The following is a 13,374-nucleotide window of genomic DNA, read 5'->3' as shown; positions in this document are numbered from 1 at the left end:
ATCAGTCCGCGACGCGCGTCACGCTCTGCAGGATGACGGGTTCCTGCGGCACGTCCTGGTGCATACCGGAACGTCCGGTCGGAACGCCTTCGATCTTGCGTACCACGTCCATGCCCTCGGTGACCTTGCCAAACACGGCATAGCCCCAGCCCTGGGTATTCGGGGCGGTATGGTTGAGGAAATCGTTGTCGTTCACGTTGATGAAGAACTGCGCGGAGGCCGAATGCGGATCCTGGGTGCGCGCCATGGCGATCGCGCCGGTCTCGTTCTTCAGGCCATTGTCCGCCTCGTTGCGAATCGGGTCGCGGGTGGGCTTCTGGCTCATGTTTTCGTTGAAACCGCCTCCCTGGACCATGAAGCCCGGGATTACGCGGTGAAAGATGGTGCCGTTGTAGAAGCCGTCATCCACGTAGGCGAGGAAGTTGGCAACCGTCTCCGGCGCGGCCTCGGCGTTGAGTTCCAGCACGATGCGGCCATGGTTGGTTTCGATCGCGACTTGCGGGTTGGTATTGGCCATGGGGGCTCCTGAAAAAAGCAGTAGGGCAACAAGGGCGGTGGCCAGCGCAATGGCAAGCCAGGTGCGGATGCGTTGCATGGTTCTGACCTTCGTAGAATTCGAGGCGCGAATGGTACCCGCCACCGGCGAGGCCTGCCAGCCGACACACTCGGAAGAAGCGGTTTGCACCCGCGCAGCGCCCGGAGCGTGGGGGGCGGTGCTGGTGGGGTCGGCGGTGCTTCGCTACCATGCGCGCAATGACCAAGACGATGACCCGAACCCGTTTCGCTCCCAGCCCCACCGGATTGCTGCATCTGGGCAATGTGCGCACCGCGCTGTTCAGTGCCCTGCTGGCGCGGTCGCGCGGGGGGCGTTTCCTGTTGCGCATCGAAGATACCGACGCCGAGCGTTCGCGCCCGGAATTCGTCGATGCCCTGCAGCGCGATCTGCACTGGCTGGGCCTGGACTGGGACGAGGGTTTCGGGGCCGGGGGTGACGCCGGTCCCTATGCGCAGTCCGAACGCGGCGAACTCTACGCGGGCTATTACCGGCAGCTGACCGCTCAGGGGCTGGCCTATCCGTGCTTCTGTTCGGCCGCCGAGCTGGACCGCGGGCGCAAGCGCATGCGCGCCCAGGGCAAGCCGCCGCGCTATCCCGGGACCTGTGCCCACCTGAGCGCGGAGGAGGCGGCGCGCCGCGAGGCCGAGGGGCAGAAGTCGACCCTGCGCTTTCGCGTCCCGCTGGGCCGGACGATCCGTTTCGAGGACGGGGTGCGCGGCCCGGTCAGCTTCCGCACCGACGAGATCGGCGACTTCGTGATCCGCCGTTCCGACGGCACGCCCGCCTTCTTCTTCTCCAACGCGATCGACGATGCCCTGATGGGCGTGACCGACGTGGTGCGTGGCGAGGACCATATCGCCAACACCCCGCGCCAGATGCTGCTGCTGGAGGCGCTGGGGCTGGCGGCGCCGGCCTATCATCATCTGCCGCTGGTGATGGGGCAGGACGGGGCGCCGCTGTCCAAGCGCAATGGCTCCGCCAGCGTCGAGGAGCTGCGCGCCGATGGCTACCTGCCGCTGGCGATCCTGAACCACCTGGCGCGGCTCGGGCATCGCTTCGAGTCGGACGAGTTGCTCTCGGCCGAGGCGCTGGCGGCCGGTTTCAGCCGCGAGCGGATCGGGCACAGCGCGGCCCGGCATGATCCGCAGCAGCTGGAGCACTGGCAGTCGGAGGCCCTGCGCGGGCTGTCGGACGAGTCACTGCAGGCCTATCTGGAAGCGGCCGGTGTGCTCGAGGGGGTCGCCGCCGACGAGCGCCCGGCCCTGGCGCGCCTGCTGCGAGACAACATCAGCCGGGCGGCCGAGGCGCCGGTGTGGGTCGCGGCGTTCGCGGCTGACCCGATGCCGTACAGCGACAGCGCCCGCCAGGAGCTGTCGGGGGCCGGGGCGGAGTTCTATGGCGCGGCGCTGGCGGCGCTGGATGACGTCGAGGACTTTCCGGCGCTGGCCAGGGCCGTGGGGGCCGCGACCGGTGCCAAGGGGCGCAAGCTGTTCATGCCGCTGCGCGCGGCCCTCTCCGGGCAGACCTTTGGTCCGGAGCTGCCGCGGATCTGGGAGTATCTGGGGCGCGAGCGGGTGCGGGCGCGGCTGCGGGCCGCGCAGGAGATTGCCGCGGCCGGTTGAGTGGGGTTCCGCACGAGCCCGGGGGCGTCGTCAGCCGGCCTCGTGGGTCCCGAAGGCGCGGGCGCGCAGGGTATTGTCCAGCAGCATCGCGACGGTCATCGGGCCCACTCCGCCCGGTACCGGGGTGATCCAGGCGGCCTTTTCGGCCGCTGCATCGAATCCCACGTCCCCGGTCAGGGTGCCGTCATCGCGCCGGTTGATCCCGATGTCGATTACGGTGGCGCCGGGTTTGATCCAGTCGCCTGTCACCAGTCCGGGTTTGCCCGCGGCCGCGATGACGATGTCCGACTGGCGGGCGATGGCCGCCGTATCCGGCGTGAAGCGGTGGCAGATGGTCGGAGTCGCGCCGGCCAGCAGCAGCTCCAGCGCCATCGGGCGTCCGACGATGTTGGAGGCACCGATCACGCAGGCGGTGCGGCCCTTGAAGGGTTCCTCGATATGACGCAATAACTGGATCACGCCCCAGGGGGTGCACGGGCGCAGGCGCGGTACGCGCGCCACCAGGCGGCCGACGTTGTACGGGTGAAAGCCGTCGACATCCTTGGCCGGGGCGATGCGCTCGATGACCGTCTCCGGGTCGATGTGATCCGGTAGCGGGAGCTGCACCAGGATGCCATCGATGGTGCGATCGGCGTTGAGCTGGTCGATCAAGGCCAGCAGGTCGGTTTGCGGCGTGCCCGCCGGCAGATCGTAGGAGTGCGAGACGACCCCCACCTGTTCGCAGGCCTTGCGCTTGTTACGTACGTAGACCTCGGAGGCCGGGTTGGTGCCCACCAGTACCACCGCAAGACCCGGTGGTCGCAGGTCGCGGGTGGTCATGGATTCGATCTCGGTCGCGATCCGTGCGCGGTGGCTTTGCGCGATTGCGCGTCCGTCGATGATCTGGGCCGTCATGGGATTTCGCCTTGGTGGAATGCCCGCGATCTTCCCATGGCCGGGGCGGCCGCTCAAGCGCGAGGCGCGGGGGCGGCGGCAGTCGGCGTTGCCGGGCGAGAGTCGTTACGGTCGCGAGGGAAGAGCGGTGGTGTCCTGAGCCGCAGCGGTTGCGTAATCGCACCCGTGATCTTGACCGGGTGCCCCCTGCGGCGATAGACTCCTGCGCTCGCTGTGTAGGCCCTTTTGCGGGGACGGCTCGACGGGGTATAGCGCAGTCTGGTAGCGCGCCTGCTTTGGGAGCAGGATGTCGGGGGTTCGAATCCCTCTACCCCGACCAAACCTCTCCCGGTCTGGACTTCGGGCAGGTTCGTAACCAGGGTGCAAACACCCTGTGCTCGGCGGCAATGCGCTCGTAGCTCAACCGGATAGAGCATCGGCCTTCTAAGCCGACGGTTGCAGGTTCGAGTCCTGCCGGGCGCGCCAGCGCCGCCCAGAGTATGGATCTGTACAGCGCACGGTGGTGACCGTAGCTCAGTTGGTAGAGTCCCGGATTGTGACTCCGGTTGTCGTGGGTTCGAGTCCCATCGGTCACCCCATCCCCTTCTTTTTGCGGGGGCCGTTAGCTCAATTGGTAGAGCAGTGGACTCTTAATCCATTGGTTGTAGGTTCGATTCCTACACGGCCCACCATTATGTTTCCAGTGTTTTTGTTCTTGCGGCCGGATTGCGGGCGTGAGCGACTTTGCGTGTCCAGGATTTGAATCTGCCCCGGATTTGAAGCGTTCCTTGGTGGTTTTCACCTTGTGTTCAGCCGCCACCCGGCAGTCTGACGTATGGAAGTTGCCAAAGGTGGCCGCGTGCCGCCGGGAGAATGAACGATGCACAGATGGGCAATGGCAGGATTGCTGGCGGTCTCGGTGGCGTTTCTGGCGGGTTGCCAGACGGCGAGCAAGCAGCAGACCGGCGCGGTGATTGGCGGTGCGGCCGGGGGCGTGATCGGCAGCCAGATCGGTGGCGGGCGTGGCCGCACGGCGGCAATCATCGCTGGAACGCTGGCGGGTGCCGCGATCGGGGGATCGGTGGGGCGCAGCATGGACGATGTCGACCGCATGCGGGTGTCACGCACGCTGGAGACGACGCCCGACCATCAGGCCTCGACCTGGCGCAACCCGAATACCGGGCATGAGTACCGGGCAACCCCCACCCGGACCTATCGTTCGGCAGGCAAGGACTGTCGCGAGTATCAGGTGCAGGCCACGATCGAAGGCCGCCCCGAGACGATTACCGGTACGGCCTGCCGCGATGAGAGCGGTCGCTGGGTGGATGCCTGAGGCACGGCGGACTGCACAAAAGCCCCATACAAAAAAGCCCCGCAATGCGGGGCTTTTGCGTCCCGGGCGGCCCCGGGCGGGAGGATACAAACGGATCAGGCGCGGCGGTACATGTCCTCGGTGGTGGGGACAAAGCCGAGGTTGTCCGTACCGATGCCTTTGACCTTGGGCTCATTGAGGTCGCTGATGCGCACGCCATCGGTCTGATTGCGCAGGTAGTCGGCCACGCTGTCCCAGATCATGGCACCGGTGCCGCCGGCCGGTTCCTGCTGCACGCTTGCCCAACCGGCAACGACGTATTCCTTGTCCGGGTCGACCTTCTCGCCGCCCAGTTCCATCTCGGAGATTCGGTCGCCGACCTCGGCCTCCGGGTTGATCGCGTACTTCAGGCCGCCCACGCGGACCATGTCGCCACCTTGCTGGTAGAACGGGTCGGCATTGAACAGGTTGTCGGCCACGTCTTCCAGGATGTCTTTGATCTGCGCGCCGGTCATGGCGTTTCGGGTGGTCTCCGGATAGGTCAGGCCGGTCTGGTCCATCACGTGTTCGAAGGTGATCGGCATGCCCGGGAGTACGGTCGTGCCCCAGCGGAATCCCGGCGAGAACGCGATCTGGGCGTCGTGGACCTCCATCAGCGCATCGCAGATGAGCTGGTCGAAGGTGCCGTTGAAATTGCCGCGGCGGAACAGCAGGTCCTCGGCGACAGCCAGTTCCTCGGAGAGCTTTGCCTCCATGTTGAACATCTCGCCGCGGTAGTTGACTTCGCTGTTGCGCATGTTGTGGATGAAGGTCGCCATCCCCGGGTCTTCCGGCAGCAGCTCCGCGAAGACCGGCACCAGGCGGTATTCCCAGTCCTTGATTTCGCCATCGCGGAAGTCGAAGTCGAGCACGCCGACGAATTTCGCGTTGGAGCCGGCATTCGTGACCAGGCAGCGGCCGCCGTCGGGGCGTTCGATCGGCATTGGCTGGGGCACGGCATCGTGGGTATGGCCGCCCATGATGGCGTCCAGGCCTTCGATCATGCCGGCCATCTTGATGTCCACGTCCATGCCGTTGTGCGACAGGGCGACCACGATCTCGGCGCCTTCGGCGCGTGCGGCGTTGACCTGCTCCTGCATGTCGTCCGGACGGATGCCGAAGGACCATTGCTCGACCATCCAGCGCGGGTTGGCGATCGGTGTGTAGGGGAAGGCCTGGCCGATCACGGCCACGTTGACGCCGTTGAGTTCGCGGATCACGTACGGCTTGAAGATGCGGTCGCCCCAGTCCACGTCGCGCACGTTCTGGGCGACGAAGTCGATCCCGGCGTCGGCGAAATCGCCATTGACGACCTCTTCCACCCGGTCGGCCCCGTAGGTGAATTCCCAGTGGCCGGTCATGATGTCGACGCCCAGTTGCCTCTGCGCGTCCACCATGTCCTGGGCATTGGTCCACAACGCCGTGCCGGACCCGCCGCCCCAGGTATCACCACCGTCCAGCAACAGGGAATTCGGGCGCGAGTCGCGCAGCTTCTTGATCAGGGTCTTCAGGTGCGCAAAACCACCGACGCGACCGTACTGCTCGGCCGCTTCCATGAAGTTCAGGTTGGTATAGGCGTGCGCGTGGATGCTGTCGCGCTCGATGTTGTAGTGCTTGAGGAAGTGCTCGCCAACGATATGGGGTGGGCGATTGCGCATCCCGGCTATGCCGAGGTTCACGTTCGGCTCGCGGAAATAGATCGGTTTCAGCTGGCCGTGACAGTCGGTGTAGTGCAGCAGGTGTACGTTGCCGAAGCGGTCCAGCGTGTCGTACGGGTCGCCCGCTGTGACGGCCTTGTTGTCACTGCAGGCGGCGGTGCCGAGCGGGAAACCGGCAGCACTGGCGGCGGCCAGCAGTTGCATGAATTCGCGACGTGAGATGTGCATGAAGGGGCCTACCTCTCTCTTTCAGGTGGGTGATGAGGGCAAAGAACCGGAAACGAACCGTTGTTATAGACGAAGCGCTCGCCGCTCACATTCCCCGTGGTGCCGGAAGGCAGAAAGGTGCTGACCGCCCGGGCGATCAGCGGCGGTCTTCGCGTGCCTTGCGTGCCGTCTCACGCGCGGTGTTGCGCTTGTCTTCGATACGCTGGCGGTCGCGTTCGCTCGCATCGGAGGCATCCATGGCGGCCTCGAACTGGCGCACGGCTTCCTCGTACTGGGCGCGGTGAAAGAAGTATTCGGCCATGGCCTCACGGCTGGTGGCCACGTAGCCGGCTGCGTCCGCGATATCCGCCTGCAGGCGCAGGAGTTCGGGGTTCGGGGCGTGTTCCTGACGCACCATGTCGGACAGGATGCGAATGGCGCGATCCGGCTGATCCAGGTCGCGGTAGACGCGCGCCAGCCGTTCCCGGATCACGGGGTGCCCGGGGTAGACTGCATCCAGGTCCTGCAGTCTTTCCAGTGCCGCCGTGTGTGCCTCTTCTGCGCGGAGCAGGGCAATGAAGGCGAGTTCCAGCGTCAGCCCGGGGGCATCACCCGGGTCGATCCGTTCCAGCTGCTCACGGGCCCGGGGTGTCTCGCCGCGCTCGAGAAACGCCACGGCCGCGCCGTAGCGTTGGGCGGGTGTCGTCGAATCGGTAGCGCGGAAGCGTTCCAGGGTGCGTCTGGGGTCTTTCAGTGCCTGGGAACGCGCCTGCATCCAGTGGAACTCGGGCCCGCGGTTGCGGGTATCGCTGGCGGTCATCTGGCCGGCCCGGTTGCGGGCATCCGTAATGCGATCGAGTGTGACCGGGTGAGTGCGCAGGTATTCCGGCACCTGATCGCCGACCCCGCGCGCGAGCTCCTGCAGGCGTTCAAAGAAATCGGCCATGGCGTTGGGGTCAAAGCCCGTGCCCTGGAGGATCTGCATGCCTACGCGGTCGGCCTCGGCCTCGTTCGCCCGGGTAAAGTTGATCTGCTGCTGGATGCCGCCGGCCAGGCTGCCGGTGATCATCGCGGATCCGAGCGTCGGGTCGATGGTCGACGCCAGCACGCCGGCCAGAATCGCCAGGCCAGTGGTGAAGTTGATGTCACGTCCGCGCGCGAACATGCGCGCCAGGTGGCGCTGGGTTATGTGGGCAATCTCGTGCGCCAGGACTGCGGCCAGTTCGGCCTCGTCGCGCACCTCCAGGATCAGCCCGGTGTGCACGCCGATGATGCCGCCGGGCATCGCGAACGCGTTCACCTGGCCGTTGTCGATCGCCAGGAAATAGAAGGGGCCATCGGCATCCCGTGCATTGGCGAGCAACTGTCGCCCCAGGGAGTCGATGTAGAAACTGATCTCGGGGTCCGTGACCAGCGGGGCGCTGCGGTGTACCTCGCGCAGCAGGGAGCGGCCGAGTTCGCGTTCTTCCGCGGGGGTCAGAACCCCTCCGGATGCCTCGCCCAGATCGGGCAGGGATACGCCGCTAGAGTGAGCGGGCGAGGCTGCCAGCATGACCAGCGCGAGTAACGCGGTCAGCAGAAAATGCACAAGGGCTGGCCCACCGCGGGGACTGGCGGGCGCCAGCCCCACTGTGCGGTGATGCCGTGGGTACTGGTTACTTGCCAAGCCCCGGGGCCGAAGAGTAGGCGCGCATGCTGTCACGGGTTTCCCACAGCTTGGGCTTCAGCATCGCCTCCGGCACCATGAATTTCTTGCGGTCCAGCACCTTGTGCGTGCGAACGATCTTGACGACATCGTCATAGCTCATCTTGAACAGCAGGCCCACATCGCCACCGGAGGTGCGGCGCGCAATCATGTAGTCATCCTGCATGTCGTGCACATAGATGTTGGCGGGGCGCAGCTTGCCATTCTCGTCTTTAAGCGTGACGGCATAGTGGCCGTCTACCTGGAATTCGCTCTTGTCCACCGGGATATCCTCCGCGAAGCAATGAAGCTGTGCATTATGCATCAGCGTTTTCTTAAGCGCTGGGGACGATAGCAGAACTTTCGGGCCCGGGCGACCATCCACCCAGCGCCATTGTTGCCAGTTTGCATTTGCGCCCGGTTTCGCTATGCTCCGCGCCCACTCCAATCCTCCATGCCCGCTGGAGCGGCCGTGGTGCGAGTTCAACTTTTACCATCTGACCCGGAGCCTGACGTGTACGGATTCAGCGAGATAACCCCGGATGAGCTCGAGCAGTGGCGCAGCGAAGGCCGCAAGTTTCGGCTGATCGACGTGCGCTCGCCGGGCGAGACTGGCCGTGGCGTGATCCCGGGCGCGGAACTGATCCCCCTGGTCAGTCTGCCGATGCGCAAGGACGAGTTTGCCAGCAACGATACCGCCCTGGTGATTTATTGCCAGAGTGGCGCGCGTTCCGCACAGGCCTGTGCCTTCCTGGCGCAGCAGGGCGTGGACTGTGCCAGCAGCCTGCGTGGTGGCATCGTCGGCTGGGCTCGGTCCGGCAAGCCCGTGGTAAACCCTGATTAGAATTCGGTTGTATTCCAATTCCGATTCGCCTATAAGTGGGGGATTCGGTTGGTAACGGTCCGGTCACGGCCGGCGCCCACTGGTGGGCCGAAACGGACTGCAGTACCCGGCTGATAAATGCACTCAAAGGAGAACTGAACGATGGCCAACTTTGATCAAGAACTCGATGCCTCCGGCCTGAACTGCCCGCTGCCCATCCTGCGTGCCAAGAAGGCGCTGGCTGCGATGGATGCCGGTCAGGTTCTGCACATCATCGCCACCGACCCGGGTGCGGTGAAGGACTTCCAGGCGTTCGCCAAGCAGACCGGCAACGAACTGATGGAGCACAAGGAAGAGGGCGGCAAGTTCTACTTCCTCATGAAGAAGGCCTGAGGGCGCTCAAAGTGCTCGATTCGGGGCGGCAGCCTGCACGGGTTGTCGCCCCGAATCCTGAAAAAACGACGGTTGCCATGCGGTAACTGGATTGGCGCCTGGACGAGGTCTAGGCTGGCTGCGCAAGGTTCACAAGAAACCTGCATCGCCAAAAGCGAAGAGGTGTGAGATATGGCGACATACGCTGAGATGCAGCAAATCTTCGACGATATTCGCGGAGATTTTCGCTACGACCACGAGCTCAATGGCTGCTTGAACTGCGGGATCTGCACGGCCACGTGCCCGTCCGCCCAGTTCTACGACTACTCGCCGCGCGAGATCGTGCAGCTGCTCTGGACCGAAAACGTCGAGCAGATCTATGACGCGATGCAGGAAAAGATCTGGGCCTGCGCCCAGTGCATGACCTGTGCCGCGCGCTGCCCGTTCAAGAATTCCCCCGGTGGCCTGGTTGCGATCATGCGCGAGGTGGCCATCAAGCATGAAATGCAGTCCGCCAAGGACGTGCTGCGTCCGTTTGGCCGCGTCATGCTCAAGCTGATTACGACAGGTAACCAGCTGTCGCCTGACATGATCCAGCCTGACCACTTCCCTGACTGGGGCCCCAACATCCAGAAGGTAGAAGGCGATCTGCGCATCCTGCGCAAGGCGATTCCGGTGAAGACGCTGCAGACGGTCGAGACCGCCTGGGAAGTGTCGCTGAAGACCTCGGTCGAGATGTACACCATCTGGGAAATGACCGGTGTCCTGAAGTCCCTCGAGCTTATGGACGAGAATCTCTTCGACGTAATCGAAGACTTCATCGACGAGAAGCGCGAGGACTACGAAGACTGGCTCGAGGAGCAGGAAGAGGAAGACGACGAGTAAGTCGCTCGCCGCATTCCGGTTCCAAGACATCAGGAGAAGCGTTATGAGTGAACAGACCCCAGGCAATCACAACCAGAATGGTGAAGGCGCCGGTGCCGGTACCATGAAGCCCGGTTTCCACAACACCGACGGTCAGGGCGTCGCCGGTCACGGTTCGTTCTTCCAGTCGACCGATTTGTCGAAGGAAGACGCCGTCAAGGCGACCGACTGGGTGCGCAAGCACGTTGACCGCCGCACCATCGACCTCGGCGACCGTATGGATGACATCCGTGAGCATATGTACGAGCTCGAGAAGGATGGTCAGATCATCGTTCACCGCATTAACGATGAACACGAGCCACAGATGGTGCAGACGCTGTTCGGCTGGGACAAAAAGGTCCCGACCAAGCAGCTGTGGCACCACAAGTCCTGCGGCCAGTGCGGCAACATCCCGGGCTACCCGACCTCGCTGCTGTGGTTCATGAACAAGTTCGGTTTCGAACCGGGCAAGGACTACCTCGACGAGACGGACCAGACTTCCTGCACCGCGTGGAACTACCACGGTTCCGGTATCGGGAACGTCGAGTCGTTGGCGGCAGTGTTCCTCCGGAACTTCCATCAGGCCTACGTCTCCGGCAAGCAGCACGGTCACGAGCTCGGTCACTTCTACCCGCTCGTGCACTGCGGCACCTCCTTCGGTAACTACAAGGAGATCCGCAAGTACCTGGTCGAGTCCGCCGAGCTGCGCGAGAAGGTCACCAAGATCCTCGGCAAACTGGGGCGCCTGGTTGACGGCAAGCTGGTCATCCCGGAAGAGATCATCCACTACTCCGAGTGGGTGCACGTGATGCGCAACCGCATCGCATCCGAACTGCAGACCATCGACGTCTCCAATATCCGCACCACCGCGCACGTGGCCTGCCATTATTACAAGATGGTGCACGAGGACGCGGTCTACGATCCGTCCGTGCTGGGTGGTAACCGTACCGCGATCATCACCTCCACCGCCCAGGCTCTGGGTGCCCAGGTGATCGACTATTCGACGTGGTACGACTGCTGCGGCTTCGGCTTCCGCCACATCATCTCCGAGCGCGAGTTCACCCGCTCGTTCACGATGGATCGCAAGATCCGCGTGGCCCGCGAGGAAGCCAACGCCGACGTGATGCTGGCCAACGACACCGGCTGTGTCACCACGATGGACAAGAACCAGTGGATCGGCAAGGCCCACAACCAGAACTTCCAGATCCCGATCATGGCGGAAGTCCAGTTCGCGGCCCTGGCCTGCGGCGCGGACCCGTTCAAGATCGTGCAGCTGCAGTGGCACGCATCCCCGTGCGAAGACCTGGTCGAAAAGATGGGCATGTCCTGGTCCGAGGCCAAGAAGACCTTCCAGGAATACCTGAAGGAGGTCGAGGCCGGGAATATCGAATACCTCTACAATCCTGAACTCGCTTACGGGGGCAAGGTCTGATGCAGCAAGATACCGTTCTAGTAGTGGGTGGTGGGCCGGCCGGTCTGGCCGCCGCCGCCAATGTCACCTCGGCCGGCTTCAAGGCCGTGATGGTCGAGAAGGAAGATGTCCTGGGTGGCGCTCCGATCCTGTCGGGCTATGCCAAGTTGGTCCCGTCCGGCGAGTGGGCGAAGGATGCCATCGGCCGCATGGTGAAGCGTGTGGAAGATGATTCCAGCGCCACCGTGCACAAGGGCGCCAAGGTTGAGAAGCTGGAAGGCGAAGCCGGTAACTTCACCGCCACGCTGACCAACGGCGAATCGGTCCAGGCCGGTGCCGTGGTGCTTGCCACCGGGTTCACCCATTTTGACTCCATCAACAAGCCGGAATGGGGCTTCGGTACCTACGAAGACGTCCTGACGACGACCCAGATGGAGCAGATGGTCGCCTCCGGGAATATCGCTTGTCCGTCCGACGGCCGCGTGCCGGAGCGGGTATGCATCCTGCTTTGCGTCGGTTCGCGTGACCGTCAGATCGGCCGCGAGTGGTGCTCCAAGATCTGCTGCACCGTCTCTGCCAATCTGGCTATGGAGATCAAGGAACTGTCGCCGGAAACGGACGTATTCATCTACTACATGGACATCCGTACCTTCGGCCTGTACGAAGACAAGTTCTACTGGAAGTCCCAGGAAGAGTTCAAAACCAAGTTTGTGAAGGCCCGTATTGCGGAAGTCACCTCCTCCGGTGACGGTCGCCTGCTGGTTAAGGGTGAAGATACCCTGGTCAAGCGTCCGATCATCATTCCGTTCGATATCGTCGTGCACGCCATCGGCATGGATCCGAATGCCGACAATCCGGAGCTCTCCCAGGTCTTCGGTGTCGGTCTCGAAAAGCACGGCTTCATTGAAAAGGCTGAGCAGTACACCAATACCTGTGGCACCACGCGTAAGGGGATTTACTCCTGCGGTGCGGCCTATGGCCCGGAAACGATCGACGATTCGATCGCCCAGGGCGCTGCGGCCGGTGGGCGCGCGGTGGCGGATCTGCATGCGCTGGTTCAGAAAGCCGGCTGAGGTCGTCAGCGACGAAGCGGCTTCGGGGCTCGCCCCGGAGCCGCTGCAGGTTACCTTTGACAAGGAGATCCTCGCGACTAAGCTCAACAGTCTGAACGAGGCCATCGCGGAAGCCGGTGGCGTCGACGGGCTGGAGACGTTCATCGAGGCCTTGCGGTCCAAGCACGAGGTGTTTGCCGCCATAGTGGCCAAGGGTGACGAGATGGACGCGCAAGACCTGCGCACCCTCGCCGGACTGGTGTTTGCGGTTCGCCGGAAGCTTGGCACGGTGATGGGTGAGCATCAGGGCGCGTTGGTTGAGGGTCTGCGCGCCCTGGTGCGTGCGGATTCTGATCCCGATTCTCGGCTGGTGGTGTTCGCCGATCTGGGTGGCGAGGACAAGAAGCTCCGGCGCGGATTCTGGGACTTCGGGGCCGAGATCCTGCACTTCGCCGATCCCGAAGCGGTACCACTGGCAACGCGCTGGGTCTGGGATACGGGCACGACGACAGGGGCGCTGCGCGAGTTCATCCGTGGCAACGATACCCTGCGGTCCATCCCGATTGGCGAGTCGCTGGGTGCGGTTGAAGGGGCCCGACGGTGGTTCTTCGAGGCACTGGCGGAGGAAGGCTTCTATCGCGATCTGCCGTTTGTAACGGATCTGGTCTGGGTGCAGGCCTATTCCGATTACGCCCGGTCACTGTCCATGAGTCTGGGCATGATCGACAACCAGTTCGGGGGCAAGCAGGACCCGCTGGAACTCGGGGTCAAACTCCTGGGGATTGATTCCTCGGAAGGTCGCCTGAAAGGACACGATGCGTCGCTGCATTGAATAACGGAACGAGTTTGAGCCTGGCTACAC

Annotated in this window: 13 protein-coding genes and 4 tRNA genes; 12 read left to right on the top strand and 5 right to left on the bottom strand. The window is 63.8% G+C overall.

Annotated elements, in window-relative coordinates; all coding sequences use genetic code 11:
• Position 1: 1 nt before the first annotated feature.
• Positions 2-517, bottom strand: a complete 516-nt coding sequence (locus tag G332_RS0103450; protein WP_019625598.1) for a peptidylprolyl isomerase — start codon at positions 515-517, stop codon at positions 2-4.
• A 227-nt stretch (positions 518-744) separates the two neighbouring features.
• Here G332_RS0103450 and gltX point away from each other — a divergent pair, with 227 nt between their 5' ends.
• Positions 745-2,178 carry a glutamate--tRNA ligase gene (gltX, locus tag G332_RS0103445; protein ID WP_026340561.1) on the top strand — a complete coding sequence of 478 codons (1,434 nt, stop codon included), beginning with the start codon at positions 745-747 and terminating at the stop codon, positions 2,176-2,178.
• 30 nt (positions 2,179-2,208) lie between these two features.
• Here gltX and folD read toward each other — a convergent pair whose 3' ends face one another.
• Complete coding sequence (gene folD, locus G332_RS0103440; protein ID WP_019625596.1) at positions 2,209-3,072, bottom strand: bifunctional methylenetetrahydrofolate dehydrogenase/methenyltetrahydrofolate cyclohydrolase FolD; 864 nt, start codon at positions 3,070-3,072, stop codon at positions 2,209-2,211.
• 242 nt (positions 3,073-3,314) lie between these two features.
• Here folD and G332_RS0103435 point away from each other — a divergent pair.
• From G332_RS0103435 to G332_RS0103415, 5 genes are all read left to right on the top strand, one after another.
• Positions 3,315-3,391 (top strand) — tRNA-Pro (locus tag G332_RS0103435).
• Between the two features lie 69 nt (positions 3,392-3,460).
• Positions 3,461-3,537 (top strand) — tRNA-Arg (locus tag G332_RS0103430).
• A 37-nt stretch (positions 3,538-3,574) separates the two neighbouring features.
• Positions 3,575-3,650 (top strand) — tRNA-His (locus G332_RS0103425).
• Positions 3,651-3,667: 17 nt separating this feature from the next.
• Positions 3,668-3,743 (top strand) — tRNA-Lys (locus G332_RS0103420).
• Positions 3,744-3,931: 188 nt separating this feature from the next.
• Positions 3,932-4,384 (top strand): RT0821/Lpp0805 family surface protein, encoded by a 453-nt coding sequence (locus G332_RS0103415; protein WP_369699369.1) that lies wholly within the window; start codon positions 3,932-3,934, stop codon positions 4,382-4,384.
• A gap of 95 nt (positions 4,385-4,479) precedes the next feature.
• On the opposite strand, the gene soxB is transcribed toward G332_RS0103415, so the two are convergent.
• The 3 genes from soxB to G332_RS0103400 form a co-directional block, all read right to left on the bottom strand.
• Positions 4,480-6,288: a thiosulfohydrolase SoxB gene (soxB, locus tag G332_RS0103410; protein WP_019625594.1), complete on the bottom strand. Its 1,809-nt coding sequence runs from the start codon at positions 6,286-6,288 to the stop codon at positions 4,480-4,482.
• Between the two features lie 136 nt (positions 6,289-6,424).
• A complete protein-coding gene (locus G332_RS0103405; protein ID WP_051080524.1) occupies positions 6,425-7,819 on the bottom strand; it encodes a M48 family metalloprotease in 1,395 nt (464 codons plus the stop codon).
• 103 nt (positions 7,820-7,922) lie between these two features.
• Positions 7,923-8,276: a hypothetical protein gene (locus tag G332_RS0103400; RefSeq protein ID WP_019625592.1), complete on the bottom strand. Its 354-nt coding sequence runs from the start codon at positions 8,274-8,276 to the stop codon at positions 7,923-7,925.
• 189 nt (positions 8,277-8,465) lie between these two features.
• On the opposite strand from G332_RS0103400, the gene G332_RS0103395 reads away from it, so the two are divergent.
• The 6 genes from G332_RS0103395 to G332_RS0103370 all read left to right on the top strand — a co-directional run bounded on the left by G332_RS0103395 (position 8,466) and on the right by G332_RS0103370 (position 13,344).
• The gene (locus G332_RS0103395) at positions 8,466-8,795 is read left to right on the top strand and encodes a rhodanese-like domain-containing protein (protein WP_019625591.1); all 330 of its coding nucleotides are present in this window, start codon (positions 8,466-8,468) and stop codon (positions 8,793-8,795) included.
• Positions 8,796-8,936: 141 nt separating this feature from the next.
• Positions 8,937-9,167 carry a sulfurtransferase TusA family protein gene (locus G332_RS0103390; RefSeq protein ID WP_019625590.1) on the top strand — a complete coding sequence of 77 codons (231 nt, stop codon included), beginning with the start codon at positions 8,937-8,939 and terminating at the stop codon, positions 9,165-9,167.
• 189 nt (positions 9,168-9,356) lie between these two features.
• On the top strand, positions 9,357-10,031 hold the full coding sequence (locus G332_RS0103385) for a 4Fe-4S dicluster domain-containing protein (RefSeq protein WP_017941141.1): 675 nt from the start codon (positions 9,357-9,359) through the stop codon (positions 10,029-10,031).
• A gap of 43 nt (positions 10,032-10,074) precedes the next feature.
• The gene (locus tag G332_RS0103380) at positions 10,075-11,481 is read left to right on the top strand and encodes a heterodisulfide reductase-related iron-sulfur binding cluster (RefSeq protein WP_019625589.1); all 1,407 of its coding nucleotides are present in this window, start codon (positions 10,075-10,077) and stop codon (positions 11,479-11,481) included.
• A gap of 23 nt (positions 11,482-11,504) precedes the next feature.
• Positions 11,505-12,533 carry an FAD-dependent oxidoreductase gene (locus G332_RS0103375; RefSeq protein ID WP_019625588.1) on the top strand — a complete coding sequence of 343 codons (1,029 nt, stop codon included), beginning with the start codon at positions 11,505-11,507 and terminating at the stop codon, positions 12,531-12,533.
• On the top strand, positions 12,508-13,344 hold the full coding sequence (locus G332_RS0103370; protein WP_019625587.1) for a hypothetical protein: 837 nt from the start codon (positions 12,508-12,510) through the stop codon (positions 13,342-13,344). Before G332_RS0103375 ends, G332_RS0103370 begins: the two co-directional genes overlap by 26 nt.
• Positions 13,345-13,374: the final 30 nt, after the last annotated feature.

Origin of the sequence: Thioalkalivibrio sp. ALJT (assembly GCF_000381825.1) — a bacterium.
In the GTDB taxonomy this organism is placed as follows: domain Bacteria; phylum Pseudomonadota; class Gammaproteobacteria; order Ectothiorhodospirales; family Ectothiorhodospiraceae; genus Thioalkalivibrio.
The sequence above is the reverse complement of the archived record's forward strand: the minus strand, read 5'-3'. Positions and strand labels throughout refer to the sequence as shown.

What these genes read in the sequence shown, in the direction of transcription:
- soxB (WP_019625594.1), bottom strand. Translation starts at nt 6,288, where the DNA reads ATGCACATCTCACGTCGCGAATTCATGCAACTGCTGGCCGCCGCCAGT.
- G332_RS0103415 (WP_369699369.1), top strand. Translation starts at nt 3,932, where the DNA reads ATGCACAGATGGGCAATGGCAGGATTGCTGGCGGTCTCGGTGGCGTTT.
- G332_RS0103380 (WP_019625589.1), top strand. Translation starts at nt 10,075, where the DNA reads ATGAGTGAACAGACCCCAGGCAATCACAACCAGAATGGTGAAGGCGCC.
- G332_RS0103370 (WP_019625587.1), top strand. Translation starts at nt 12,508, where the DNA reads ATGCGCTGGTTCAGAAAGCCGGCTGAGGTCGTCAGCGACGAAGCGGCT.
- gltX (WP_026340561.1), top strand. Translation starts at nt 745, where the DNA reads ATGCGCGCAATGACCAAGACGATGACCCGAACCCGTTTCGCTCCCAGC.
- folD (WP_019625596.1), bottom strand. Translation starts at nt 3,072, where the DNA reads ATGACGGCCCAGATCATCGACGGACGCGCAATCGCGCAAAGCCACCGC.
- G332_RS0103390 (WP_019625590.1), top strand. Translation starts at nt 8,937, where the DNA reads ATGGCCAACTTTGATCAAGAACTCGATGCCTCCGGCCTGAACTGCCCG.
- G332_RS0103450 (WP_019625598.1), bottom strand. Translation starts at nt 517, where the DNA reads ATGGCCAATACCAACCCGCAAGTCGCGATCGAAACCAACCATGGCCGC.
- G332_RS0103405 (WP_051080524.1), bottom strand. Translation starts at nt 7,819, where the DNA reads ATGCTGGCAGCCTCGCCCGCTCACTCTAGCGGCGTATCCCTGCCCGAT.
- G332_RS0103385 (WP_017941141.1), top strand. Translation starts at nt 9,357, where the DNA reads ATGCAGCAAATCTTCGACGATATTCGCGGAGATTTTCGCTACGACCAC.
- G332_RS0103400 (WP_019625592.1), bottom strand. Translation starts at nt 8,276, where the DNA reads ATGCATAATGCACAGCTTCATTGCTTCGCGGAGGATATCCCGGTGGAC.